This window comes from Streptomyces sp. ICBB 8177, assembly GCF_003144095.1.
Taxonomy (GTDB): Bacteria; Actinomycetota; Actinomycetes; order Streptomycetales; family Streptomycetaceae; genus Streptantibioticus_D.
Genome location: NZ_NSKH01000023.1, coordinates 375518 through 399839 on the forward strand (window position 1 = coordinate 375518; position 24322 = coordinate 399839).

The 24322-nt window shown below is 73.8% G+C and carries 19 protein-coding genes, 1 pseudogene and 2 riboswitches; of the genes and pseudogenes, 4 read left to right on the forward strand and 16 right to left on the reverse strand.

Going from position 1 to position 24322, the window contains the following annotated elements:
- Nucleotides 1–13 precede the first annotated feature (13 nt).
- The 5 genes and pseudogenes from CK485_RS22140 to CK485_RS28830 form a co-directional block, all read right to left on the reverse strand.
- Nucleotides 14–1087, reverse strand: coding sequence for an LLM class flavin-dependent oxidoreductase (locus CK485_RS22140; protein ID WP_109453615.1), 1074 nt, complete (start codon nucleotides 1085–1087; stop codon nucleotides 14–16).
- The gene (locus CK485_RS22145; RefSeq protein ID WP_109453616.1) at nucleotides 1084–2559 is read right to left on the reverse strand and encodes an NtaA/DmoA family FMN-dependent monooxygenase; all 1476 of its coding nucleotides are present in this window, start codon (nucleotides 2557–2559) and stop codon (nucleotides 1084–1086) included. The genes CK485_RS22140 and CK485_RS22145 overlap by 4 nt, the downstream gene beginning before the upstream one ends.
- A gap of 21 nt (nucleotides 2560–2580) precedes the next feature.
- Nucleotides 2581–3786 carry an LLM class flavin-dependent oxidoreductase gene (locus CK485_RS22150; protein ID WP_109453617.1) on the reverse strand — a complete coding sequence of 402 codons (1206 nt, stop codon included), beginning with the start codon at nucleotides 3784–3786 and terminating at the stop codon, nucleotides 2581–2583.
- A 73-nt stretch (nucleotides 3787–3859) separates the two neighbouring features.
- A pseudogene (locus CK485_RS22155) lies at nucleotides 3860–4639 on the reverse strand (amino acid ABC transporter permease); the annotation flags it as partial.
- Between the two features lie 413 nt (nucleotides 4640–5052).
- On the reverse strand, nucleotides 5053–5265 hold the full coding sequence (locus CK485_RS28830; RefSeq protein ID WP_158288235.1) for a hypothetical protein: 213 nt from the start codon (nucleotides 5263–5265) through the stop codon (nucleotides 5053–5055).
- Nucleotides 5228–5335, reverse strand: a riboswitch (SAM riboswitch). Its footprint overlaps the gene before it by 38 nt.
- Before the next feature lie 165 nt (nucleotides 5336–5500).
- Nucleotides 5501–5644, forward strand: a riboswitch (SAM riboswitch).
- Between the two features lie 343 nt (nucleotides 5645–5987).
- Between CK485_RS28830 and CK485_RS22160 the strand changes: the two genes are divergently transcribed.
- Nucleotides 5988–6830, forward strand: a complete 843-nt coding sequence (locus CK485_RS22160; protein WP_109453618.1) for a glutathione S-transferase C-terminal domain-containing protein — start codon at nucleotides 5988–5990, stop codon at nucleotides 6828–6830.
- Here CK485_RS22160 and CK485_RS22165 read toward each other — a convergent pair.
- On the reverse strand, nucleotides 6737–7648 hold the full coding sequence (locus tag CK485_RS22165) for a helix-turn-helix transcriptional regulator (RefSeq protein WP_109453619.1): 912 nt from the start codon (nucleotides 7646–7648) through the stop codon (nucleotides 6737–6739). The two genes, CK485_RS22160 and CK485_RS22165, sit on opposite strands and share 94 nt — an antisense overlap.
- 94 nt (nucleotides 7649–7742) lie before the next feature.
- The gene (locus tag CK485_RS22170) at nucleotides 7743–7988 is read right to left on the reverse strand and encodes a DUF397 domain-containing protein (RefSeq protein ID WP_109453621.1); all 246 of its coding nucleotides are present in this window, start codon (nucleotides 7986–7988) and stop codon (nucleotides 7743–7745) included.
- A 324-nt stretch (nucleotides 7989–8312) separates the two neighbouring features.
- On the opposite strand from CK485_RS22170, the gene CK485_RS22175 reads away from it, so the two are divergent.
- Nucleotides 8313–8834: an ATP-binding protein gene (locus CK485_RS22175; RefSeq protein ID WP_109453622.1), complete on the forward strand. Its 522-nt coding sequence runs from the start codon at nucleotides 8313–8315 to the stop codon at nucleotides 8832–8834.
- Nucleotides 8835–9177: 343 nt separating this feature from the next.
- Here the strand turns inward: CK485_RS22175 and CK485_RS22180 are convergent, their stop codons facing one another.
- The 9 genes from CK485_RS22180 to CK485_RS22220 form a co-directional block, all read right to left on the reverse strand.
- A complete protein-coding gene (locus CK485_RS22180) occupies nucleotides 9178–10809 on the reverse strand; it encodes a S53 family peptidase (protein ID WP_109453624.1) in 1632 nt (543 codons plus the stop codon).
- 235 nt (nucleotides 10810–11044) lie between these two features.
- Nucleotides 11045–14137: a LuxR family transcriptional regulator gene (locus tag CK485_RS22185; RefSeq protein WP_109453626.1), complete on the reverse strand. Its 3093-nt coding sequence runs from the start codon at nucleotides 14135–14137 to the stop codon at nucleotides 11045–11047.
- Between the two features lie 199 nt (nucleotides 14138–14336).
- Entirely contained in the window at nucleotides 14337–14645 is a 309-nt protein-coding gene (locus CK485_RS22190; RefSeq protein WP_109453627.1) for a DUF6343 family protein, read from the reverse strand.
- Between the two features lie 99 nt (nucleotides 14646–14744).
- A complete protein-coding gene (locus CK485_RS22195) occupies nucleotides 14745–15371 on the reverse strand; it encodes a TetR/AcrR family transcriptional regulator (RefSeq protein WP_109453628.1) in 627 nt (208 codons plus the stop codon).
- A complete protein-coding gene (locus CK485_RS22200; protein WP_109453629.1) occupies nucleotides 15359–16099 on the reverse strand; it encodes an enoyl-CoA hydratase family protein in 741 nt (246 codons plus the stop codon). Before CK485_RS22200 ends, CK485_RS22195 begins: the two co-directional genes overlap by 13 nt.
- Before the next feature lie 9 nt (nucleotides 16100–16108).
- A complete protein-coding gene (locus CK485_RS22205) occupies nucleotides 16109–17284 on the reverse strand; it encodes an acyl-CoA dehydrogenase family protein (protein WP_109453630.1) in 1176 nt (391 codons plus the stop codon).
- Nucleotides 17281–19230 carry a biotin carboxylase N-terminal domain-containing protein gene (locus tag CK485_RS22210; protein ID WP_109453631.1) on the reverse strand — a complete coding sequence of 650 codons (1950 nt, stop codon included), beginning with the start codon at nucleotides 19228–19230 and terminating at the stop codon, nucleotides 17281–17283. The genes CK485_RS22205 and CK485_RS22210 overlap by 4 nt, the downstream gene beginning before the upstream one ends.
- Before the next feature lie 11 nt (nucleotides 19231–19241).
- Complete coding sequence (locus tag CK485_RS22215) at nucleotides 19242–20780, reverse strand: carboxyl transferase domain-containing protein (protein WP_109454333.1); 1539 nt, start codon at nucleotides 20778–20780, stop codon at nucleotides 19242–19244.
- A 29-nt stretch (nucleotides 20781–20809) separates the two neighbouring features.
- On the reverse strand, nucleotides 20810–21601 hold the full coding sequence (locus CK485_RS22220; protein WP_109454334.1) for a TIGR03084 family metal-binding protein: 792 nt from the start codon (nucleotides 21599–21601) through the stop codon (nucleotides 20810–20812).
- 231 nt (nucleotides 21602–21832) lie between these two features.
- Here CK485_RS22220 and CK485_RS22225 point away from each other — a divergent pair, with 231 nt between their 5' ends.
- On the forward strand, nucleotides 21833–23470 hold the full coding sequence (locus CK485_RS22225; RefSeq protein WP_109453632.1) for an ABC-F family ATP-binding cassette domain-containing protein: 1638 nt from the start codon (nucleotides 21833–21835) through the stop codon (nucleotides 23468–23470).
- Between the two features lie 67 nt (nucleotides 23471–23537).
- On the forward strand, nucleotides 23538–24302 hold the full coding sequence (locus tag CK485_RS22230; protein WP_109453633.1) for a TSUP family transporter: 765 nt from the start codon (nucleotides 23538–23540) through the stop codon (nucleotides 24300–24302).
- Nucleotides 24303–24322: the final 20 nt, after the last annotated feature.

Below are 24322 nucleotides of genomic sequence, written 5' to 3' on the forward strand. Positions count from 1 at the left end.
GTGTGGCCCTGCTTCAGTCGTCGGCGGGGGCGGGCGACGCCGGGCCCCAGACGAACGGAGGATCGGGGATCTCGCGGCGTAGCACGGGCGCGACGTCGGACTGGAACAGCTCCAGCGAGGCGCGGTGCTCCTTCTTGGGCAGTCCGCCCGCGTCGGCGCTCAGATGGAGCACGGTGTGGCCGAGCGCCTCGTGGTAGCGGTGGACCTTCTCGGCGATCTGCTGCGGACTGCCGATCAGCGCCGAACTGCGTTCCACGAAGTCCTCCAGCGTGGGGAAGACCGGTTCCAGGCCCAGTTGACGCTGGAACGCCAGTCGCGCGGCGAACACCGGCCGGTAGGCGGCGAGGGCCTCCTGCGAGGTGCGGGCCGCGTAGTACCCGGCGGTGCCCGCGCCGACGACCGCCAGGGCCGGGTCGTGGCGGTAGTGCTCCCACCGCTCCCGGTAGTGGCGCACGAGGTCGGCGTAAGGCTCGATGGGATTGGTGACGTTGGCGGAGAACAGCGGGTCGCCGTGTCGGGCCGCCAGGTCGGCGGACTCACGGCTGGTGGCGCTGCCGTGCCACACCCGGACCGGCCGCTGCCGGGGTCGCGGCCACACCTGGGCATCGACCAACGCCGGGCGGAAGCGCGGCGAGGCGGTGACCTTCTCCTCCCGCCAGATCCGGCGCAGGAGTTCGTACCCCTCGGCGTTGCGTTCCCACTGGTCCTCGGGCGTGACGTGGAACAGCTCGCGCTGCGCCGCGCCGTTGCCCTTACCGATGATCAGGTCCAGGCGCCCGCCGGACAGGTGGTCCAGGGTCGCGTAGTCCTCATAGGCGCGCACCGGGTCCAGCAGGCTCAGCGTGGTGACCCCGGTGAACAGCCGGATGCGCGAGGTCAGCGCGGCGATGTGGCTGAGCACCACGGGCGGCGAGGAGGACAGGAACGGCCACTCGTGCCGCTCGCCCACCGCGAAGCCGTCGAAGCCGAGCCGCTCCGCCTCCAGCGCGCTGTCTACCACCTCGCTGAAGCGCTCCGCGGTGGAGGTGCGCTCGCCGGTGACCGGGTCGGGCGCGTTGGCGATCAGGGTGAGCGCGAGGAACCTCACGACGCCGCCCGCTCGTCGACCGACTCCGTCCCCGAAGCCGTGTCCGCGACGGGTTCCGCGTCCGGGTGGGCCAGTCCGAGGTGGTCGCGCAGCGTCGTGCCCTCGTACTCGGTCCGGAACACCCCGCGTTCCTGGAGCAGCGGCACCACGGTGTCGGCGAACTCGTCCAGGCCGCCCGGGGTGATGTGGGGGACCAGGATGAAGCCGTCGGCCGCGTCGGCCTGCACGAACGCGTCGATGGTGGCGGCGACGGTGGCGGCCGATCCCACGAACGACTGGCGGCCGGTCTTGTCGATGATCAGCTCGCGGATCGACAGCTTGTGTGCCTCGGCGTACTCCCGCCACTCGCGCGCGGTGGCGAACGGGTCGCGGAACATCCGGACGCCGGCCCGGCCGCGGGCGATGGTGTGCTCCGTGAGGTCCGGGTCGACGTCGGGTAGCGGTCCGTCCGGGTCGTACGAGGACAGGTCGCGGTTCCACACCTGTTCCAGGTAATGGATCGCGGTCTGACCGCTGACCTGCTGCCGCCGCACCTCGTGGGCGAGTTCGCGCGCCTCGGCGTCGGTGTCGCCGAGCACGAAGGTCGCCGCGGGCAGGATGAGCAGCTGGTCGTGGGTGCGGCCGTGGCGGGCCAGGCGGCGCTTGACGTCGGCGTAGAACTCGCGGCCCGCGTCCAGCGTGCTGTGCCGGCTGAAGATGGCGTCCGCGTCGGCGGCGGCGAACTCGCGGCCCTCGTCGGAGTCCCCGGCCTGGAAGACGACCGGCCGGCCCTGCGGAGCGCGCGGGACGTCGAACCGCCCGGCGATGTCGAAGTGCTGACCGGTGTGCCGGAACGCGCCGGCCCTGGCGTCGCGCAGGAAGACACCGGCGGCCTGGTCGGCGGCGATCTCGTCGCCCTTCCAGGAGTCGAACAGCTCGTTGGCGGTGGCCAGGAACTCCCGCGCCCGCGAGTAGCGCTCCTCGCGCGGGAGGAAGCCGCCGCGCCGGAAGTTCTCGCCGGTGAAGGCGTCCCAGGAGGTGACCACGTTCCACGCGGAACGCCCGCCCGACAGGTGGTCGAGGCTGGCGAACTGGCGGGCCACCTCGTACGGCTCGTTGAACGTGGAGTTGATGGTGCCGGTCAGGCCGATGCGGTCGGTGACGGCGGCGAGCGCGGCCAGCACGGTGAAGGTGTCGGGCCGTCCCACCACATCCAAGTCGTAGATCTTCCCGCCCTGTTCGCGCAGCCGCAGGCCCTCGGCGAGGAAGAGGAAGTCGAACTTCGCGCGTTCGGCGGTGCGCGCGAAGTGGGCGAAGGAACTGAACTCGATGTGGCTTCCGGCTCTCGGGTCACTCCACACGGTGGTGTTGTTGACGCCGGGGAAGTGCGCGGCGAGGTGGATCTGCTTGGCGGGCTTGCCGGGCGTGACGGGCTTGCCAGGTGTGGCGGGCGTGCCGGTGGTGGCGGGCTTGCCGGTGGGCGGCTTGCTCATGGTGCGGCGGTCCTTCCCTGGTCAGGCGGTGGCGGCGTAGCGGCTCGCGGGGCGGGCGAGGCCGAGCAGACCGCGCAGGGTGCCGGCCTCGTAGGCGCGGCGGAACAGGTTCCGGCGCTGGAGCTCCGGCACCAGGCCACGGGTGATCCGTTCCAGGTCGTGACCGGCGACCGCGGGGCGCAGCCGGAATCCGGACAGCCCCGCCGCACTCAACTCCTCCAGCACGTCGGCCAGTTGGCCGGGCGTGCCGGTGAAGACGCGGGCGTCGGAGGTGTACGGCGTGCCCGCGAGGTCGTCCAGCCGTGCCCGGCGCGCGGTCGCCGCCTGGGCGTCGTCGTCCAGGAACACCACGAGGTCGCCGAAGACGTGCAGGGGATCGTTCGCCCTTCCCGCCGCCGCCCGTTCGGCGTGCACGGCCTCGACGGCCGCCCTGGCCGCGGCGGTGTCGTGCGGGGTGACGAAGCCGACGTCGGCGGAGCGGCCCACCAGCCGGTACGCGGCGGGACCGTGCGCCAGCGCGGCGACGACCGGCTGGCCCTGCGGCGGGCGCGGGGTGATGGACGGGCCCTTGACGCTGAACCGGGCGCCCTCGAAGTCGATGTAGTGCAGCTTGTCGCGGTCGACGAAGCGCCCGGTGGCCGCGTCGCGGATCTCCGCATCATCCTCCCAGCTGTCCCACAGCCGCCGGACCACCTCGACGTGGTCGGCCGCCTCGTTCAGCAGTTCGTCCACCAACTGCCGGGGAGGCGGGCTCCCTTCGTCGGAGCGGGGGAAGGTGCGGCGGCCGAAGTGCGCGGCTTCGTGCGGTCGCGCCGACACCAGGATCCGCAGTCCGGCGCGCCCCGAGCTGACGTAGTCGAGGGTGGCGACCGCCTTGGAGACGTGGAACGGCTCGGTGTGCGTGGCCACGACGGTGGGGACCAGCCCGATGTGGTGGGTCAGCGGCGCGATCCGGGCGGCGACCAGGACGGCGTCCAGCCGTCCGCGTACCTGGTCGGTGCGCTCGTCCGGTTCTGTGGGATGCGAGGACTGAAGGCCCAGCCCGTCCTCGAAGGTCACGAAGTCGAGCAGGCCGCGTTCGGCCTCGCCGACCAGGTCGGCCCAGTAGGCGGCGGTGAACAGGTCGTTCGGGCGCGCGCCGGGTTCGCGCCAGGCGGCGGGATGCCAGCCCGTGCCGTCGAGTGCGACGGCGAGGTGCAGCGGGGAGCGGGATGCGGATGCGGACACGGAGGGGCTGCCTTCCTGATCGGCCGTGTGTGGTCGCCTGACCGGTGGCTCGGGGCTCCGGCGGCACGGGAAGGAACTGGACGACGGACACGACGCTGGTGTGGACCACGTACCAGGCGGTGGCGGCCAGCAGCAGCGGCACGATGTCGCCCGGGTAGGTGCTGCCCATGCTCTGCACCGAGCCGAACAGGTCGAGCAGCGAGACGTAGAAGACCAGCGAGGTGCTCTTGACCAGGCCGATCAACTGGTTGACGTAGGACGGCACGATGGCGCGCAGGGCCTGGGGGAAGACGATCCGGCCGAACTGGTACCCCTTCGGCAGACCGAGCGCCGCGGCGGCCTCGTGCCGGCCCTGGTCCACCGACAGGATGCCGGCGCGCACCACTTCGGCGGCGTAGGCGGCCTCGTTGAGGCTCAGCCCGACGACCGCGATCACCAGGTCACTGGCGAGCCGCGACTCGTCGAACCGCACGAACGCGGGGCCGAACGGGATGCCGAGGCTGAGGGTGTGGTAAGGCGCGCTGAAGTTGTAGAGGAACAACAGCACGACGATCAGCGGCACCGAGCGGAAGAGCCAGACGTAGGTCCAACTCGCCGCCCGCAGAGCGGGGTTGGCGGACAGCCTGGCCAGCGCCAGGGCGATGCCGCCGAGCAGTCCGAGCACGGCGCTGAGCGCGGTCACCTCCAGGGTGATGAGCAGGCCGTTGAGGATCACCGGGCGGACCGACCAGTAGGCGAAGCGGTCCCACGCGAAGAAGCGGTTGGTCACCAGGCCGTGCAGGACCTGCGCGACCAGCACCAGGACGACGGCCGTGCTGATCCAGCGGCCGGGGTGCCGCCGGGGCAGGACGCGCGGTGGCGGCGTGGCAACGGCGACGAGGGCCGGCGGGCCCGGATCGGCCTGCGAGGCCGTGCCCGGGTGGCGCGGCGGTGATCAGGGGTTCGGTCATGAGAGGCTCCCGGGAAGGGCGTTCACGCGGGACCGGCCGGGTCGCCGCCGACAGCGACGACTTGTGGGCCGACGGCGGCCGACACGTACGCCGAGGTGGCGCACCCGGTGGGAGGCGCGAAGCACGGGACGAGCGGCGGAGGGGGGTACGCGGGCGGAGCCCACCGGATCACGGGCGGACAGACGCGGCCGGCCGGTCACGAACGAGTGAACGGGCGGAGCGTGTCGCCGTGGACGAGTGGACGGACCCGAGCGGGCGGACCTCACCGCCGGGGCGGACGGGCCGCCTCAGGACGCGGCCGGTGTGGCGTGGGCGGTCAGCGCCGCGGGGCGGCGGGGAGTCCGGCGGCGGTACACAGGGCGCTGCTGACCCGCAGCAGGTCGACGCAGCGGTTGGCTACGAGGTGTGCGGAGATCCGGCCGTGGCGCCGCCGCGCGGTCGCTCCCGGTCCTGTCTCCATCACCGTCACCGCCACCCGTCCGCCCTCGCGGGCCTCGCGCTTACCGAGAGTCTTCGGTCCGGTCGTCACCTGGAGCACACCACCGCGGAGCGAGGGTTGCCGGTCTGCGGGCCAGGGCCTGTCGCCGACACTCATGACCGTTGTGGGCCGTAACGTAGGCAGGGCGCCGAACGAATGTCAATGCGCCGGCGCCGTCCACCACACGCTCCCGGCCGCCTCGCCGCGCGGCCCGGTGGCCGATGTCGTCTCGGTCCTCGGAAGGCTTCTTGACGCCCCCAGGGGGCACGGCCACACTCGTGGACACGGTCATGATTGTCAGCGCCGGCGTCGCGGGAGCCCCGCGGCGGCGGTCACCGGCCCCGGCCCGCTGACAGGCAACCCTTCCACCGCGACGGGGTGCCCCGGGTGACGACCGGGTCCCGTCGGCGCGGCGGGGCAAGCGCGGTCTCGCGTCCCCGCGAGCCCGTGGGAGGGACCGGTGGAGATGTCCAGGATCCTGACCAGAAGGTTGCACATCGATCTGCTGCGGGTGTGCAGCGCCTACGACGAGGCGGCCTGACCCGCCCGTCACACGTCGTCCGTGTCGCGGGCGTGGTGCCACGCGTCGCCCGCACCGCCGCGCGCACCCACGCCGTCGAGCGTGACTGCCGCTACGGCTTCCGGGCGCGGCCTGACGTAGCGTCATCCCGGCTTGCGCAGCACGGCTGTTCCGGCACCGTCGCCTCCACGTTCCCGTGTCCGAGGTGTGCCACGCGGGTGCCCGGAGGCCTCTCACCACGCCTTGGAGAGTCATGTCCCATACCGTTCCCGGCTGTTCGGCGCCCTCTCGCAACCTCCAACTCGCCCCGGTTGGCACCGCGTTGACGGAAGGCGCGGCGCCCGAGCGGTTCCGTGCCCGGATCGGCGACCTGCGGGCGCGCGGCTTCTACCCGGCGCCGCACCGCTACCACCTGTACCTGGAGCAGGACTGCCCCCGCTCGCTGCGCGTGTCGATCACCCTGGCGCTGCTGGGCCTCCAGGACGTGGTCGGCGTCACCGTGCTGTCGTCGAGCGACGAGGGGGCTGAGGCGCTGCGCCGGGCCTACGACGCCACCTGGTACCGCTACCGGGGCCCGCTCACCGTCCCCGCGCTGTGCGACCAGTGGACCGGCCGTGTCGTGAGCAACCACACGCCCGACATCCTCCGCGACCTGGCCGAGCGCCTCGGGTCCCAAGGCCCGCACCCATCAACGGAGTTGCGCCCTGTGGCGCTCGCCGCACGCATCGACGCCTTCCGCGAGCTCCTGGACGAGGAGATCGCGTCGGCGCCGGCCCTGCCGGGGGAGCGGGCCGCGGCGCTGGACCGGCTCGACCGGCGGCTGGCCGGTCAACCGTACGCTCTGGGCGCGGAGTTGACCGCCGCCGACATCGACCTCTGGGTGGCCCTCCTCCACCTGGACTCGCAGCTGCCCGGCGCCGACGAGCCTGACGGTCGCCATCCGCACCTGTCGTCTTACGTGCGACGTCTGTCGGCGCACCCGGCGTTCGCGCAGGCGTACCGTCAGTCCAGTCCGGCCAGGAGCTCCTTGAGGAACGGCACGGTGCGGTCCGGCTGCTCGGCCGTCGCGCACAGCCGGTCCATCACCGCCATGTAGTCGTCCACCTCGTCCGGGTTGTCCAGGTACAGCGCGCTGGTGAGCTGTTCGAGGTAGACGACGTCGGGCAGGTGTGGTTCCTGGAAGCGGAGGATGGTGATCGGCCCGCCCGCCGCCGCCAGGCCGCCGGAGGCGAACGGGGCCACCTGGAGGATGACGTTGGGCAACTCGGCGACCTCCAGGAGGTGTTCGAGCTGCTCCCTCATCACCGCGACACTGCCCGGCACCCGGCGCAGGGCGGCCTCGTCGACCACCGCCCACAGCGTCGGCGCCTCCGGCCTGGTCAGCAACCTCTGCCGTTCCATGCGCAGTTGGACCCTGCGCTCGATCAGCCGGTCGGGATCGTCCGGGTGGCCGAGGAGTATGACCTCGCGGGCGTAGTCGGCCGTCTGCAACAGGCCGGGGACGAACTGGACCTCGTAGGTCCGGATGAAGTCGGTCGCCTCCTCCAGGCCGATCAACGTCTCGAACCAGTCGGTCATCACGTCGCCGTACCCCTGCCACCAGCCCGGCACCCGGGAGCGCCGGGCCAGGGCGAGGTAGTCGGCACGCTCGGTCTCGTCGGCCACGCCGTAGAGCGTGAGCAGGTCCGCGACGTCACGCTCCTTCAGGCCGACCTTGCCGAGTTCCAGGCGGCTGATCTTCGCGTGCGAACCGCGGATGGCCTTGCCGGCGTCCTCCGGCGTGATACCGCGTTCCTTGCGGAGCCTGCGCAGTTGGCTGCCCAGGACGATGCGCAGGACCGTGGGGCCGCTGCCCGGATTGTCCAGGTAGCGCCGCATGGGCTGCTCGCTGTTCGGCAGCGGCATGGCGGTCATTCCGGCTCCCCTGAGTTGCTGGGCGAGCACTCAGTCTGGCACCCACGGTCCCGTCCCGTACAGTCATCTGGTGCTGGCGTGCCCCGAACCGGGGTCACTGACCACCCGTGACCATCGCGTCGAAGTCGCCGTCCCTGGCGCCGCCGATGAACGCCACGATCTCCTCGCGCGTGTAGACGAGTGCCGGCCCCTCGGGGTGGCGGGAGTTGCGCACGGCGAAGCCGCCGCCGGGCAGCGCGGTCATCTCCACGCAGTTGCCGTTGGGGTTGCTGCGCCGGCTCTTGGTCCACACGGCGCCCTCGATCAGGGTGGCGGGCACCCCGTTGTCGTACGTCCGCATCGTCAGGTCTCTCCTTCTGGTCGGTCCACTCGGTGCCCGTGCGCGGGTTCGCGCCCAGGCCGCATCCGCAGGTGCACGCGGTGGCGGCGCCGCCTCCCGAACGGCGGGTGACAGACCGTCAACTCCCCGTGCACGTGCATCTGTACTTGCATGTGTACTTACCGATGCACTTACAGATGCGTTTACGCCCGACTGTAATTGCAGATGTGCTTGCAGCGGGAGCCGGGCGCGCGGAATAGTGGGGTTCGGCAGAGAAACCGTTCGTGACGACGACTGCCCCCAGGGTCTCCGTGGCGACCTGCGGGGGCCTCCGCGGAGAACGTGATGACAACGCATCCGGTCAGCTCATCGGCCGACCCCGCACAGCACGGATCAGGCAGGCACTGGCTGGCGTTGGCCGCGCTGAACGCGCTGCCCGCGGAGGGCGGCGAGCCCGGTCCGACCGGATTCGCCGCCTGCGGCCTGGAGGGTGAGCCCCAAGCGCCGTGCCACGCACGGCGGTTCACCCGCTCGACGCTCACCGGCTGGGGCATGCAGCCCCTCGTGGACGACGTCGCCGTCATCGTCTCGGAACTGCTGAGCAACGCGCTGCGCTACGGGCTGCCCTGTGCTCCCGCCGGCGCGTCGGCGCCCGGACGCATCTGGCTCGGCCTGCTGCGCAGGGGTGCGGGCGTGCTGTGCGCGGTCTCCGACCCCAGCAGCGCCGCGCCGGTCCGCAAGGATGCCGACCAACTGGCCGAGTCGGGCCGCGGGTTGCAGGTCATCGACTCGCTCAGCGACACCTGGGGCTGGACCACCCCGGACCGCTCGGGCAAGACGGTGTGGGCGTCGCTGTCGCTGAAGTGACGGTTGCCGGGTTGAAGTGAAGGCGATCGCTCCCGCCGCGTCCGCTGCGAGTCGTCCGAGGCCGCCGCGGCCCTGGTGCGGAGGACCTCGCGGCCCTGTTCCGCCGCGCGGATGAGTCCCTCGCCGACGAAGTCGGGGGAAGCGGGCGTCGTTCTCCAGGCGGACGGCGGCGGGCGTGCGGGGGCCGAGGATGCCTCCGACCGGGCCGGGCCTCGCCAGGGCGGGGCAGCGCATGAAGAGAGCGCGGGTGCCGGGAGGTCGTCCCCGGCACCCGCGCTCTCGTCGTCGTTCACCGGCCGCCGATCGGGAGGTCAGGCCGATCGGCGGCCCCGGGCTTCGCCGGTCAGCTGCCCAGCAGCTTCGCGGCCAGCGTCGAGGCGTTGTACGAGCCCCAGCCGGTGGTGAAGTCCCAGCCCTTGGCGGCCCGGTAGGCGCCGTTGCTGCCACTGGTGATGTCGTGGAAGCCGGTGCCGCCCGCCGCGTACAGGGTGGGGTTGGCGAAGCCGAGGTTCGCCTTGCCCTTGGCGGCCGCCTGCTGGTTGTACAGCGCGGCGAAGCCCGCCCACTCCGGCGCCGCGGCGCTGGTGCCGCCGACCGGCTCCCACTCGCCCTGGGAGTAGATCGACACGCCCGGGGTCGGGTCGGCCTCGGCCGAGACGTCCGGCACCTGGCGGTAGCCGCCGCCCTGGCTGAGCTGCACCGGGGTCTGCCAGCTCGGGATCTTGAAGACCGACGACTTGCCGCCGCCACCGTCCGACCACGCGGTCTCCTTGCTCCACGCGTTGGAGGAGGTGACGGTCAGCTGGGTGCCGCCGACGCCCGTGACGTACGGGTCGCTCGCCGGGTAGTCGACCGAGGTGCCGCCGTCGCCCGCGTCGTCGGAGCCGTCGTCACCGGAGGCCGCGTAGAAGCCCAGGCCCTCGGCCGCGCCCTGCTTGAAGACCGCGTCCACCGCGTTGATGTTGCTGGTGGTGCGCTGCGACTCCGCCGCGCCCCAGCTGCTGGACGTGGTCGGGATGCCGCTGTCGACGATGGCCTGGTAGGTGTCCACCTCGCCCGCGTCGGTGTTCGGGCCCTCGAAGACGGTGACGTTGGCCTTGGGGGCGATCGCGTTGATCACCTCGATGTCCAGCTCCACCTCGACCTGGCCGTCGCCGAGCGCGCCGGAACCGCCGTCCACCTCCTGCACGGTGGGCGCGGGCGACCCCAGGCCGTAGTGGCTGTCGTAGGTGCTGATGTTGGACTGCTGGAAGCCGTCGAACTCCAGCAGGGCGACCTTCTGCCCGCTGCCGGTGTACGAACTCGGCACGTTGTAGCCGCCCTTGAGCTGCGCCGGGGTGTAGCCGCCGTTCGGGCCGTTGTGCGGGGAGGCCGCCTTGGTGACCGGCGCGTGCGTCAGCTGGGCGTGGTTGTTCAGGCCCGATACGTCGCTGACGATCGAGGCGATGGAGGCCGGCAGGGTGGGCGCCGAGTCGTTGGCGTAGAAGGAGCGCCCGGTCCTGGCGTCCTTGTACGTCGACAGCTTGGTGCCGAAAGCCTTCTCCAGCTGGGCGGCGGTGCCGCTGGCGTCGATCAGCAGGTTGCCGGAGTGGACGGTGCCCACGGTCAGGCCCTGCGAGCGCAGGTAGTCCTTGACCTGCGCGACCTCGGCGTCGCTGCGGCCGAAGCGTGCGGTGAACTGAGCCTTCGTCAGGTAGTGCCCGTACCGGGCCGAGTGCGGGTCGGTGACCTGGGCGACGAAGGTGTCGAGCGCCCTGTCGTTTCTGGGCGCCAGGCTGACGGCGACCGATATGCGGTCGTTCGCCGACACGCTGCCGGTGCGGTGGGCCTGCGTGCCCAGGCCCGGCACCACGTCACCGCTGACCGCGGCGCGGGCGGTGTGCGACTGCGGGACGGCGGCGTAGGCGGCGGGGACGGCGGCGAGCAGCAGGGCGGGGGTCGTCGCCAGGGCGAGCAGCTTCAGACGTGACGTCACTTGGCGTTCCTCCATGGGGGGATGGCGTTCACGAGCGGAGCGGGACGACCACCACGCTAGGAACGCCGAGCCCTCGCCATAAGCGGGGGAACCCTTGCCCCATGTGTTAACGGTGCGTGTCGTATGACGTACGCGTATCGCACGAGGGTCGTACGAGGGCATGGCGTGACGTAGGTGCGAAGAAGGCAGCAGGCGCACGGGGGATCGCGACGCATGTGCCAGGTCGCGGGCCGGGTCAGCGGCGGACCGGCGGCACCGCCGTCAACTGCCGGACCACGCGGCCCGGTTCGGCCGGTTCCGGTCCTTGCGGCGACCGGTCGTCACCGCTCACCGCCCGCGCGGTGCGGGCCGAGGACATCACCCGGGACAGCGCGGTGCGCGACCGCACCCCGAGCTTGCGGTAGACCCGCGACAGCGTGCCCTCGACCGTCTTGACGCTGATGAACAGCTCCGCCGCCACCTCGCGGTTGGTCGCGCCCTCGCCGACCAGCTCCGCGATCCTCGCCTCGGTGGCCGTCAGTTGGGGACCGCCGCCGCGCTCGACCGCGTCCAGCCGGGCCAGTTCCTCGCCGGCCCGGGCGGCCAGCGGCACGGCTCCGGTTCGGTCGGCGATCTGAAGCGCCTCGGCGAGCGCGGCCCGCGCCGCCGTACGGCGCCGGGCTCTTCGCTCCACCGCGCCCAGCGCGATCAGGGTACGGGCCAGGTCCACCGGCAGCGCCAGCTCCCGCAGCCGCCCGGCCGAGGACAGCAGCAGCGCCGCGCCCTCCCGGGCCCGCCCGACCGCCGCCGCCCGCAGCCCTTCGGCGCGCTCCAGGGAGGCCAGCACGCTCCCGGGCACCTGCTCGGGCGCGCGGCGGTAGGCCTCCTCGACCACGCCGGCCGCCGCGTCCGTCTCGCCCAGCATCACCAGCGCCTCGGCCAGATCACCGTGCCAGTGCAGCAGCGGGGGATCGGCGGCGCCCATCGCCTCGCCGATCTGCCGTACCCGGCGCAGCGCCTCCACGGCCTGCGCGGCGCCCTGCGGGTCCCCGGTCTGCAACGCCGACTGCCCCAGCACCGCCAGCGCCCGCAGCAGGAACAGCCGGTCGCCGTCCGCCTCCGAGGCCCGCACCGCCCGCTCGGCCAGGTGCCGCGCCTCCTCGGGGCTGCCGCCGGTGGTCGCGGCCAGCGCGGCGGCGTACAGCGCGGGCGCCGACTCCACCCCGGCCTCCTCGACGGTACGGGTGCAGCGCTCCGCGGTGCGCAGCGCCTCCCGGCACTCACCGGCGCGCACCTGGACGCGCGTCAACGCCACCAGGGCCGCGGTGACCTCCTCGAAGCCGGCGAACTCGTCCATGCAGGCGAGCAGTTGGCCCACCTGCTCGCGGGCCTCGGCCACCCGGTCGGCGTCCAGTGCCAGGATCGCGCGCATCCGCAGCAGACCCCAGCTGCCGGGCCCGCCGTCCTCGCCGCCGGCCAGCGCCAGCGACCGCTCCAGCGCGTGGTCGGCCGCGGCGGTCTCACCGGACAGCGACCGCGCCCTGGCCAGCGTGAACAGCGCCGTGATCCGGGCCTGGACGTCGCCCGCCGCCGCCGCGCGCCGCGCCGCCCGCTGGGCGTGGTCGGCGGCCTGCTCCAACTCCCCGCACAGCAGCCCGCGCACCGCGGCCCACTGCCGCAGCCACGCCTCCAGTTGCGGATCGCCCTCGGCGTCCCGCAGACCGTCCTCGATCAGCGCCTGCGCGCCTTCCAGCGCCTGGCCCACGTTGCGCAACAGCACCAGGCGGGCGCGCACCCGATGGCGTGGCGTGAGCGCGTCGGCCAGCACGAGGCGCGCGACGCGGTCGGTCTCCTGGCGGTCCCCGGCGTCGCAGGCGTACTCCGCCGCCGACAGCCACCGCTCGACCCGATCGCCCGGTCGGTCCTGCGGGGTGCGGCGGGCGGCGAGCGCGGCCAGTTCCGCGGCGGTCGCGGGCGCGCCGCGGTGCCGCGCGGAGTCGGCCGCCGCCATCAGCGTCGCGGCCGTCGCCTCGTCCTCGTGCGGCCGGGCCAGCGCCAAGTGCCGTGCCTGCTCGACCGGTTCGGTGACCGCCGCCGCCAGCAGGGCGTGCGCCTGTCGGCGTTCCTGGCCCGAGGCGTCGGCGTAGACGGCGGCCCGCAGGAGCGGATGGGTGAAGCGCACGGCACCGGCGGCGTCCGCGCTCGCCACCCCCAGCCGCTCCGCCTCGGCCAGCCCGGACCCGGCGTCGTCCAGGCCCGCGGCGCGCAGCAGGGTCAGGCTGGGGCGCGCTGCGGCGCTGCTGACCAGCAGGGTACGGCGGGCGGAGCCGGGCAGCGTACGGACCCGCTCCAGCAGCAGGGTGCGCAGTCGAGGCGGCACCGGCAGGGCGCCGCCGTGCTCGCGGGGGCCGCCGTCGCGCAGCGCGGCGCGGCCCAACTCCAGGGCGTACAACGGGTTCCCGGCCGCGGTGCGCTGGATGGCACGCAGCACCGGCAACGGCAGGTCCCCTCCTGTGACGCCGCCCAGCAGGCGGGCCACGTCGTCGGCGGCCAGCGGCGGCACGGGGATCTCGGCGGTCCCCGGCGGGCAGCAGCGCAGACGTTCCGGCTGACCTCCCTCGGCCACCCGCTCGGCGGCCACCATGCGCACCGGCAGGCCGTCCAGGCGGCGCGCGACGAAGGCCAGCACCTCGGCGCTGGGCTCGTCCAGCCACTGTAGGTCGTCCACCACGAGCAGCACGGGCCCGGTCCGCGCGAGGCGGCGCAGCGACTCCAGCACGGCCAGCCGCACCGCGAGCGTGCTGTGGCCGCCGTCCGGTTCCACACCCCGCAGCAGTGCGGCGCGCAGGGCGGCGCGGGGCTGCGGCGGCAGGCCGTCGACGACCTCCTCCGGCACGTACGCGAACAGGTCGATCAACCCGACGAACGGCAGCCGCGCGTCCTCCGGCGCGGGCGCGCACCGCAGCACGGCCCCGCCCGGGCTCTCCGCGGCCCAGGCGACCAGCGCGGCCAGGAGTGTCGACTTGCCGATACCCGCGGGCCCGCAGAACAGCACCGCCCGGTCCGCCGCGAGGCGGGCGTAGGCGTCGTCCAGTAACCCCCTGCGGCCGGTCAGCGAGGCGTGACCCTCGTTGCCTCGCGTCCCCGGCAGCGCGAGCAGGGCGCCGGGGCGGGCGAGGGCCGGATCCTCGGGGACCAGTGGTGGGGCGGCGTCGTGCGCGGGGCCGCCGGAGCCGTCGCGCGGGCCAGCGGGCCCGGAGGCGGAGGCAGGCAGGGCGGTGCTCCCGATCGAGGGCACGGCGGAACGCGGTCCCGTGGACCCGCCGCCCCAGGCGGCCGACTCCCGCATGACAGCTGCCCACCCTTCGCCCGGCCGGACGTGACGACGTGAGGACGTCACTGACACCGTTGGGCGGCACCGGTCGGGTGCTCTCGCGCCCACGTGTGTGCTCATGACAACCTTGCGGGAAACTCGTTGTCAATGAGGCGTTTCACGCCCGCAACATCGCGGCGCGCGCACCTGCCGCCTTGCGGTTCTGCGGCGCCGCTCAGCGCGGCCACCGCGAACGGTCGCGCCCGGAGCGCCGGTATGGCGGGATATCGCGGTCCACCGGCCAGTACGGCGGGACGTCGCGGCCCGGCTGGTAGTGCGGGCCCTGATGCAGGTGGTGGACGATCACCAGCAGGTCCACCGAAGCCACCAGCGCGATCGCGGCGAAGACGGCCACCCATCCCGGATGACCGGTGGCGAGGAAGATCGCCATCCCGCCGAACGCCCACGCCAGGCCGAAGACGGTCAGCGCGAGCCGCGCCCGCAGCGGACTGCGGGCCTGAGTCGGTTCACTCCCGGTACGCATCGGTACACAGCTCCTCCTTCAGCGTACGTCAGTACGCCGCGGTCGGAGGAGGCCGCGAGGCCGGGGCGGGGAGAGGCCGCCGGCGGCCGTCCGGGCGGGTCAGCCGTGCAGGGTGGCCTGGAGGACCCGGGACCACTGGGCGACGACCGCGGTGCGGCGCGGGGTGTCGTCGCGCAGCAGCGTGGCGAGCCCCAGCCCGCGAGCCATGTCCAGCGTGGCCTGGACGGTCTCCCGCACCCCCGGCAGGCTCTCGTCCGCCTCCAGGAGTTCCACCGCGACCCGGTGCGCCTCCCGTCCGATGCGGCTCTCCAGCGCGGCGACCCGGGGACGCAGGCCCGGCTCGTCGGCCGCCGCGACCCACAGGTGCAGCGCCGCCCGGAACAACTGGCCGGTGAAGACCTCGACCAGCAGCTCCACGACGGCGTGGGTGCGCTCGGGCCCGTGCGGAGCGAGCGGCCGCTCCCGCCGCCGGATCGTGGTCAGCCACTCCTCCGCGACGTGTTCGACGGCGGCGGTGAACAGCTCCTCCCGGGTGCGGAAGTGGTGCTGCGCCGCACCGCGCGACACGCCCGCGTGCTCGGCGACCACGGTGACCGTGCTGCCGCTCCAGCCGCGTTCGGCCAGGCACGCGACGGCCGCCTCCAGCAGCCGCCGCCGGGTCGCCCGGCTGCGGTCCTGCTTGGGGGAGCGGTCGGCGTCGGCGGACGCGGTCCTCACAACGCCCAAGGGGCCTCCCTTCGTTCGAGGAACGCGCGCACGCCCTCGGCCGCCTCGGCGGAGGCGAACAGCCGGGCCGACTGCTCGGCCAGGGCGCGCGCGTCGCGGTCGAAGGACCGTAGCACCGCCGCGCCGGTGAGCCGCTTGGACTCCGCGAGCCCCTGCGGCGAGGCCGCCCGCAGGCCGTCCAGGATGCCGTCAAGCGCCTCGTCACGCGCGCTGACCAGGCCGGTGCGCACGGCCTCGGCGGCGTCGAAGACCTCGCCGGTCAGGTAGTAGCGCTCGGCGTCCCTGGGCCGCATCCGCGGCAGCACGGTGAGCGAGATCACCGAGGGCGCGAGTCCCAGCCGCGCCTCGGTGAAGGCGAACGTGGCGCGGGGTCCGGCCACCGCGATGTCGCAGGCCGCCAGCAGACCCAGCCCCCCGGCGCGCACGTGCCCGGTGGTGTGGCCGACGACCGGCTTGGGCGACTCCACCAACGACCGCAGCAGCGCGGTCAGTTCGGCAGGCCCCGTGGGACGGTCTTCGGTGAGGTCGGCGCCCGCGCAGAAGGTGTTGCCGGTGTGCGTGAGCAGCACGGCCCGGGTGCCGGGATCGCCTGCCGCCTCGTCGAGCGCCGCACTCACCCCGGCCACCAGGGCGGACGACAGCGCGTTGCGGTTGTGCGGCGAGTCGAGCGCGACCACCGCGATTCCGCGATCGTGGGTCACGCGGACGGGTGCGGACTTCTGCGTCATCAGGCGTCCTCAGTACGACTTGGGCAGGCCGAGGGTGTGGTGGCAGACGAAGTTGAGGATCATCTCCCGGCTCACCGGCGCGATCCGCCCCACCCGGGACGCGGTGAGCAGCGACGCCAGCCCGTACTCCGTGGTCAGGCCGTTGCCGCCGAGGGTGTGCACGGCCTGGTCGACCGCGCGGGCGCCGGCCTCCGCGGCCGCGTACTTCGCCATGTTGGCCGCCTCGCCCGCCGCCATGTCGTCGCCCGCGTCGTAAAGGAACGCCGCCTTGCGCGTCATCAACGAGGCCAGCTCCAGGTCGATGCGGGCCTGGGCCAGCGGATGCGCGATGGCCTGGTGCGCCCCGATCGGCGCCTTCCACACCTGCCGGACCCGCGCGTACTCGACGGCGGCCTCCAAGGCGTAACGGCCCATGCCGAGGGAGAAGGCGGCGGTCATGACGCGTTCCGGGTTGAGCCCGGCGAACAGTTGCAGCAGCCCGGCGTCCTCGTCGCCCACCAGCGCGTCGGCGGGCAGCCGCACGTCGTCGAGGAAGAGCTGGAACTGCTTCTCGGGAGCGGCCAGTTCCATCGGTATGTGCCGGTACTCGAAGCCGGGCGTCTCGCGCGGCACGACGAACAGGCACGGCTTGAGCCTGCCGGTGCGCGCGTCCTCGGTGCGGCCGACGACCAGCGTGGCGTCGGCGACGTCCACCCCTGAGACGAAGACCTTCCGGCCGGTGAGCACCCACGTGTCGCCGTCACGGCGGGCGGTGGTGGTGATCCGGTGCGAGTTGGACCCGGCGTCCGGCTCCGTGATGCCGAACGCCATCCGCGTCGTGCCGTCCGCGAGCCCCGGCAGCCAGCGGCGCTTCTGCTCCTCGGTACCGAAGCGGGCGACGACCGTGCCGCAGATGGCGGGGGAGACCACGAGCAGCAGCAGCGGGCAGCCGGTCGCGCCCAGCTCCTCCAGCACGATGGCGAGTTCGGACAGCCCCGCCCCGCCGCCTCCGTACTCCTCGGGCAGGTTCACGCCCAGGTAGCCGAGCTTCGCGGCCTCCCGCCACAGCTCGTCGGTCTGCCGGCCCTCGCGGACGGCGGTGGTGAAGTACTCCCGGCCGAAGCGGCGGCCCAGTGCGGCGACCGAGGCGCGCAACTCGCGGCGTTCCGCGCTCTCCACCAGGGCGTTGTCGAAGGTGACGCTCATGACAGGTGCCTTCCTTCTCCGTCGGCTGCTGCGGGCTCCGCCGTTCGGCGGTCCGTGCTCCCCGGCCCCGCGACGACCGCGAGGACGGCGCCCAACTCCACCTGGCGCCCCGGCTCGACGTGCAGGGCGGTGAGGGTCCCGTCGGCGGGGGCGCTGACGCGGTGCTCCATCTTCATCGCCTCCAGCCACAGCAGCGGCTGCCCGGCGGTCACCCGGTCCCCGACCGCGACCTCGGCGATCCGCACGACCGTGCCCGGCATCGGCGCGAGCAGCGACCCCGGCGCGGTGCCCGCCTCCGGCTCGGGGAAGCGCGGCAGCGCGGTGAACGCCCGGGAGCCCAGGGAGGAGTCCACGAACACCTGGTCCCCGTAGACCGCCACCTCGAACTTCCGTCGTACGCCCGCCACTTCGAGGACCGTGCCGCCGGTCGCGTACGACAGCACCCGCACGTCCTCGTGCCCCACCGGCACCGGGCCCCTGCGGGTGTGCCGGTAGCGCACCTCGTGAACCGCGCCGTCCCGCACCGCCGCGTACCTCTTGAGCTGCGGCTGCGAGGGGACGTTGCGCCAGCCGCCCAGCGGGTGGCGTCCCGCCGCGTCGGCGAGCGCGGCGGCCAGCGCGGACAGGCCGTCGAGTGACGGGTCGTCAGGACCCGCGAGGTCGAAGTCGGCGAGGAACGCCGTGGACACCCCGCCGCGCACGAACCGGGGATCGCGCAGCACCCGCACCAGCAGGTCCCGGTTGGTCAAGGGGCCGTGCAGCCGGGCGCGTTCGAGGGCGCGGGCCAGCAGGCGCAGGGCCTCCTCGCGGGTGCCGGCGTGCGCGACGACCTTCGCCAGCATCGGGTCGTAGCGCACTCCGACCTCGTCGCCGTCCTCCACCCCGGAGTCCACCCGCAGCCCCGGGCCCGGCTCGATCCGGAAGCGGTGCACGGTGCCGGCCTGCGGGCGCCACTCGTGCGCCGGGTCCTCCGCGTACAGCCGGGCCTCGACGGCGTGACCGCGCGGCGCCGGGGGCCGCCCGGTCAGCCGCGCGCCCTGCGCGACGCGGATCTGCTCGCGCACCAAATCCAGCCCGGTCACGCACTCGGTGACCGGATGCTCCACCTGTAGGCGGGTGTTCATCTCCAGGAAGTACGGGCGGCCCGCGCCGGAGACCAGGAACTCCACGGTGCCCGCGCCCACGTAGCCGATCGCCTTGGCCGCCTCGCGCGCCGCGTCGTGCAGCGTACGGCGCAGGTCGTCGCCGACGCGGGGCGCCGGGGTCTCCTCGACGACCTTCTGGTGGCGCCGCTGCACCGAGCAGTCGCGTTCGCCCAGGGTCCACACCGTGCCGTGGGCGTCCGCCAGCACCTGCACCTCGATGTGCCGGCCGTCCTCCACGTACGGTTCGACGAAGACCTCGTCATCGCCGAAGGCCGCCCGCGCCTCCGCCCGTGCCGCCGCCAACTCCTCGTCCAGCGACCCGAGTTCGCGCACCACGCGCATGCCCCGGCCGCCGCCGCCCGCGGCCGCCTTGATCAGCAGCGGAGGCGGCGCGCCCGTGCCGTCCAGCACCGGCACCCCCGCGTCGCGCATCAGCCGCTTGGCCCGCGTCTTCGACCCCATCGCCTCGATCGCCTCGGGCGAGGGGCCGATCCAGACCAGCCCCGCGTCCAGCACCGCCCGCGCGAAGCCCGCGTTCTCCGACAGGAACCCGTACCCCGGGTGCACCGCGTCCGCGCCAGCCGCCAGGGCCGCCGCCACCACGGCCTCGCCCCGCAGATACGTATCCGCCGACGACTCGCCGGGCAGTCGCACCGCCGCGTCCGCCTCCCGCACGTGGGCCGCCGAGGCGTCCGCGTCGGAGTACACCGCCACGGTGGCGATGCCCAGGGCGCGGCAGGTGCGGAAGACGCGGCGGGCTATCTCGCCGCGGTTGGCCACCAGGACGGAAGAGATCGTCATCGTCCGCTCCCTCACATCCGGAAGACGCCGAAGCCGCCGCGCGCGCCCTCGACCGGCGCGCTGTGCACCGCGGACAGGCACACGCCCAGCACCGTGCGGGTGTCGCGGGGGTCGATCACCCCGTCGTCGTACAGCCGGCCCGACAGGAACGCGGGCAGCGACTCCTCCTCGATCTGCCGCTCCACCACGGCCCGCAGGCCCGCGTCCGCCTCCTCGTCGTACGGCAGACCGCGCGCCGCCGCCGACTGGCGCGCGACGATCGACAGCACGCCTGCCAGCTGCGCGGGACCCATCACCGCGGACTTGGCGCTCGGCCAGGCGAACAGGAACCGCGGATCGTACGCCCGGCCGCACATGCCGTAGTGGCCGGCGCCGTAACTCGCCCCGACCAGAAGGGAGATGTGCGGGACGCGGGAGTTGGAGACCGCGTTGATCATCATGGCGCCGTGCTTGATGATGCCGCCCTGCTCGTACTCCCGGCCCACCATGTAGCCGGTGGTGTTGTGCAGGAACAGCAACGGGATGTCGCGCTGGTTGGCCAACTGGATGAACTGCGCGGCCTTCTGCGACTCCGGGCTGAACAGCACACCTTGCGCGTTGGCCAGCACGCCCAGGGGGTAGCCGTGCAGCTCGGCCCAGCCGGTCACCAGGCTCGGCCCGTACAGCGGCTTGAACTCGTCGAAGCGTGAGCCGTCCACGATCCGGGTGACGACCTCGCGCGGGTCGAACGGGGTGCGCAGGTCGCCGGGGACGATGCCGAGCAGCTCCTCCTCGTCGTGCAGCGGCGGCTCGGGGTCGGGACGCGGACCCGGGCCCCGCTTGCGCCAGTTGAGGCGGGCGACGACGCGGCGGGCGGTGCGCAGCGCGTCCGGCTCGTCCAGCGCGAAGTGGTCGGCGAGACCGGAGACCCGGGCGTGCATGTCGGCGCCGCCCAGCGACTCGTCGTCGGCCTCCTCACCGGTGGCCATCCTGACCAGCGGCGGGCCGCCGAGGAAGACCTTGGCGCGCTCCTTGACCATCACGACGTGGTCCGACATCCCCGGCACGTAGGCGCCGCCCGCCGTGGAGTTGCCGAAGACGACCGCGATCGTGGGGATACCGGCCGCCGACAGCCGGGTCAGGTCGCGGAAGAGGGCACCGCCCGGGATGAAGATCTCCTTCTGGCTCGGCAGGTCGGCGCCGCCCGACTCCACCAGGCTCACCAGCGGAAGCCGGTTGGCGTACGCGATCTCGTTGGCCCGCAGCGCCTTCTTCAGCGTCCAGGGGTTGCTGGCACCGCCGCGCACGGTCGGGTCGTTGGCGGTCACCACGCACTCGACGCCCTCGACCACGCCGATCCCGGTCACGATCGAGGCGCCCACCGGGTAGTCGCTGCCCCAGGCGGCGAGCGGGGAGAGTTCGAGGAAGGGCGAGTCGGGATCGAGCAGCAGCTCTATGCGCTCACGGGCCGTCAACTTCCCCCGCTCGCGGTGGCGCTGGACGTACTTGGGCCCGCCGCCCGCGATCGCCTTGGCGTGTTCGGCCTCCAGCTCGGCGAGGCGGGCCAGCATGGTCTCCCGGTTGCCGCCGGCGGTCGCGGTCACGCCGCACCCCCTCCCGGCTCCCGGCCCGCTCCTGGTGGCCCGGCGAACGCCTGCGCGAGGTCCAGCCAGCGGTCGGCGTCCGCTCCTTCCGCCCGCAGCGCGAGGTCGGCGCGGTGGCGGCGCCGGGTGGCCAGCAGGCACAGGTCGAGCGCGGCCCCGGTCACTCGCTGCGCGGCGTCCTCCGGCCCGTACGCCCACAACTCATCGCCCGGCGCGGTCAGTTCGATCCGGAACTCGGACTCGGGCGGGGGCAGGCCGCGAAGCCGGAAGGCGAAGTCCCGGGTGCGCACGGCGATGTGCGCGACGTGACGCAACCGGGCGGTGGGCTGCCGCGTGGTCCCGAGCGCGTCCGCGACGTCCTGGCCGTGCGCCCACGTCTCCATCAGCCGCGCGGTCGCCACGGACGCGGTGGCCATCGGGGGGCCGAACCACGGGTGGCGGGCGCCCGGCGGCTGCTCGGCGAGCGTGCCGCGCAGGACGGCACGCCCGTCCCGCCACCGCCGCAGCAGCTCACCGGGCGGTCCGGCCGCCCCCTCGGCGGCGGCGTCGTCCACGAACGCGGGCGTCGCCCGCTCCACCTCGCGCCGGAACGCGTCGGGGGCGGTGACCGCCAGCAGGGCCTGGCGGTCCGACCAGGCCAGGTGCGCGATCTGGTGGGCGACCGTCCAGCCCGGCGCGGGTGTCGCACGCCGCCACTCCCACTCCGGCAGCCCCGCCACCAGCCGGTCGAGCTCCTCGCCCTCGTCCCGCAGGTCGTCCAGCACCTCGCACACGGCACGCGTCTGCACCACGCAGGCCCCTCGTCTGACGAACGGTCACCAACGCCTCGCTCCCGAGCAGGCTGGCACCGGCCGCGACAACAATCAAGCGTGCTTGCATGATTCTCGGCCCCGGTGGCCCGGCCCGGTGGTCTCACCCGACCGCCCGACCCGGCCCGCCTTCCCCGCGGCCGGGCATGCCCGACGGCAGGCGGGCGACAGACCTGGTGGCCGCGTGCGCCCGATAGGATCTGCCCCCTTATGACTGCCACCCTCGTCGTCAAGGACCTCGCCGCCGCGCACGGCGACCGCGTGCTCTTCTCCGGGCTCGACCTCGTCGTCGCGCCCGGGGACGTGGTGGGGCTCGTCGGGGCCAACGGGGCTGGCAAGTCCACCCTGCTGCGGATGCTCGCCGGGGTGGCGCGGCCCGAGGCCGGCACGCTGCGGCTCTCGCCGTCCTCCGCGGCCGTGGGCCACCTGCCCCAGGAGCCGGAACGCCTCCCGGGCGAGACCGTGCGGGACTTCCTGGCCCGCCGCACCGGCGTCGCCGCCGCCCAGGCCGCGATGGACTCCTCCACCCAGGCGCTCGCCGACGGCACCCCGGGCGCGGACGACGCCTACGCCGCCGCGCTGGACCGCTGGCTCGCCCTCGGCGCCGCGGACCTGGACGAACGCGCCGAGCAGGTCACCGCCGACCTCGGCCTCGCCATCGGGCTCGACCAGCCGATGACCTCCCTGTCCGGCGGCCAGGCGGCCCGCGCGGGCCTGGCGTCACTGCTGCTGAGCCGCTACGACGTCTTCCTGCTCGACGAGCCCACCAACGACCTCGACCTCGACGGCCTGGAACGCCTGGAGGCGTTCGTGCGCGGCCTGCGCGCCGGCGTTGTCGTGGTCAGCCACGACCGCGAGTTCCTCACCCGCACGGTCACCCGGGTCGTGGAGCTGGACCTCGCCCAGCAGCAGGTCAACACCTATGGCGGCGGCTACGCGTCGTACCTGGAGGAGCGCGAGGTGGCCCGCCGGCACGCCCGCGAGGAGTACGAGGAGTACGCCGACACCAGGGCGTCCCTCGAGGCCCGTGCGCGCACCCAGCGCAACTGGCTGGAGCACGGCGTGCGCAACGCCCGCCGCAAGTCCGGCGACAACGACAAGATGGGCCGCAAGGTGCGCGCCGAGTCCACCGAGAAGCAGGCCGCCAAGGCCCGCCAGACCCAGCGCATGATCGAGCGCCTCGACGTCGTCGAGGAACCGCGCAAGGAGTGGGAGCTGCGCATGGAGATCGCCGCCGCGCCCCGCTCCGGCGCGGTGGTGGCCACCCTGCGCGGAGCCGAGGTCGCGCTCGGCGGCTTCCGGCTCGGCCCGGTGGACCTCCAGATCGACTGGGCCGACCGGATCGCCGTCACCGGGGCCAACGGCTCCGGCAAGTCGACCCTGCTCGCCGCGCTCCTCGGCCGCCGCCCGCTGGACGCCGGGAGCGCCGCGCTCGGTCCCGGCGTGGTGGTCGGCGAGGTGGACCAGGCCCGCGGGCTCTTCCACGGCGACGCCACGCTGCTCGACGCGTTCTGCGCGACCGTCCCCGACACCCCGCCCGCGGACGTACGGACACTTCTGGCCAAGTTCGGGCTGAAGGCCGCCCACGTGCTGCGGCCCGCCGCGACGCTGTCGCCCGGCGAACGCACCCGGGCCGCACTGGCGCTGCTCCAGGCGCGTGGCGTGAACCTGCTGGTGCTGGACGAGCCCACCAACCACCTGGACCTGCCCGCCATCGAACAGCTGGAGTCCGCCCTCGCCTCCTACGACGGCACGCTGCTGCTGGTCACCCACGACCGGCGAATGCTGGAGGCGGTCCACACCACCCGGCGCTTCGAGGTCGAGGCCGGAAAAGTCACCGAGGTCTGAGCCCGGCCGCGGTCCGCCCGGCCGCGTCCGGCATGATCGTGCCACCGGCCGACTCCGAGGGGGACCGATGAGCGCCGTCGCGCTGGAACTGATACCCGTGGCCGCCGCGGCGGGCTGGATCGACGCGGTGGTGGGTGGCGGCGGGCTCCTCCAGCTGCCCGCGATGCTGATCGCGTTCCCCACCCTGCCCACCGCCACCGTCCTGGGCACCAACAAGGCCGTCGCCATCACCGGCACGTCCTCGGCCGCCACCACCTACCTGCGCAGGACCGACGTCGACTGGAGCTTCCTGGGCCTGGCCGCGGCGATCGCGCTGCCCGCGGCGGCCGGCGGCGCCCTGGTCGCCACCGCGCTGCCCGGTTCCGTCTTCCGCCCGGTCATCATGATCGCGCTGCTGGCCGTGGGCGCCTTCGTCACGCTGCGCCCCGACTTCGGCCGCACCCACACGCCGGTGCGCCTGAGCAGGCGCAAGGCGGTCACCGCGGCGATCCTGTGCGGCGGCGGCATCGGCTTCTACGACGGCGTGATCGGCTCCGGCACCGGCACCTTCCTGATCATCGCGTTCCTGCTGGTGCTCGGCGCCGACTTCGTGCACGGCTCGGCGATGGCCAAGGTCGTCAACGTCGGCACCAACCTCGGCGCCCTGATCGTCTTCGTCGCCGAGGGCCACGTCATGTGGCTGACGGCTGCCGCGATGGCGGTGGGGAACGTCACCGGGGGCGCGCTCGGTGCCCGGATGGCCCTGAAACGCGGCGCCTCCTTCATTCGTTACGCACTCATGGTGGTGGTCGTCGCGCTGGTCGCGAAGCTCGGCTACGACCAGTGGGGCTGACGGAGCGAGGCGGTCGCTGA

What these genes read in the sequence shown, in the direction of transcription:
- CK485_RS22145 (WP_109453616.1), bottom strand. Translation starts at nt 2,559, where the DNA reads ATGAGCAAGCCGCCCACCGGCAAGCCCGCCACCACCGGCACGCCCGCC.
- CK485_RS22160 (WP_109453618.1), top strand. Translation starts at nt 5,988, where the DNA reads ATGTCCCATACCGTTCCCGGCTGTTCGGCGCCCTCTCGCAACCTCCAA.
- CK485_RS22165 (WP_109453619.1), bottom strand. Translation starts at nt 7,648, where the DNA reads ATGACCGCCATGCCGCTGCCGAACAGCGAGCAGCCCATGCGGCGCTAC.
- CK485_RS22170 (WP_109453621.1), bottom strand. Translation starts at nt 7,988, where the DNA reads ATGCGGACGTACGACAACGGGGTGCCCGCCACCCTGATCGAGGGCGCC.
- CK485_RS22175 (WP_109453622.1), top strand. Translation starts at nt 8,313, where the DNA reads ATGACAACGCATCCGGTCAGCTCATCGGCCGACCCCGCACAGCACGGA.
- CK485_RS22185 (WP_109453626.1), bottom strand. Translation starts at nt 14,137, where the DNA reads ATGCGGGAGTCGGCCGCCTGGGGCGGCGGGTCCACGGGACCGCGTTCC.
- CK485_RS22190 (WP_109453627.1), bottom strand. Translation starts at nt 14,645, where the DNA reads ATGCGTACCGGGAGTGAACCGACTCAGGCCCGCAGTCCGCTGCGGGCG.
- CK485_RS22200 (WP_109453629.1), bottom strand. Translation starts at nt 16,099, where the DNA reads ATGACGCAGAAGTCCGCACCCGTCCGCGTGACCCACGATCGCGGAATC.
- CK485_RS22205 (WP_109453630.1), bottom strand. Translation starts at nt 17,284, where the DNA reads ATGAGCGTCACCTTCGACAACGCCCTGGTGGAGAGCGCGGAACGCCGC.
- CK485_RS22210 (WP_109453631.1), bottom strand. Translation starts at nt 19,230, where the DNA reads ATGACGATCTCTTCCGTCCTGGTGGCCAACCGCGGCGAGATAGCCCGC.
- CK485_RS22215 (WP_109454333.1), bottom strand. Translation starts at nt 20,780, where the DNA reads ATGCTGGCCCGCCTCGCCGAGCTGGAGGCCGAACACGCCAAGGCGATC.
- CK485_RS22225 (WP_109453632.1), top strand. Translation starts at nt 21,833, where the DNA reads ATGACTGCCACCCTCGTCGTCAAGGACCTCGCCGCCGCGCACGGCGAC.
- CK485_RS22230 (WP_109453633.1), top strand. Translation starts at nt 23,538, where the DNA reads ATGAGCGCCGTCGCGCTGGAACTGATACCCGTGGCCGCCGCGGCGGGC.